Raw genomic sequence first — 246 nt, 5'->3', positions numbered from 1 at the left:
CGGTTTCGCATACGCAAATTGTAACTGTGGAAGACAATTCGGCTCCAACTTTCAACGAAACTTTACCAATAGATTTGACCGTTTCTTGTGATGCAGTTCCGGTTGCGGCAACGCTTTCAGCTTCGGATAATTGTGGCACTGCAAATGTAACTTTTGAAGAAGTAAGAACTAACGGAACTTGCGCTGGAAATTATTCATTATCAAGAACTTGGACAGCAACAGACCTTTGTGGCAATACGGTTTCGC

At 42.7% G+C, this 246-nt stretch carries 1 protein-coding gene; it reads left to right on the top strand.

What is annotated here, in order from left to right; all coding sequences use genetic code 11:
* Window positions 1-246, top strand: a 246-nt coding sequence (locus GV828_RS13095) for a hypothetical protein (protein WP_166537941.1), incomplete at both ends; no start/stop codon positions are given.

The organism is Flavobacterium ichthyis (assembly GCF_009915155.1).
Lineage (GTDB): Bacteria > Bacteroidota > Bacteroidia > Flavobacteriales > Flavobacteriaceae > Flavobacterium > Flavobacterium ichthyis.
The sequence above is the reverse complement of the archived record's forward strand: the minus strand, read 5'-3'. Positions and strand labels throughout refer to the sequence as shown.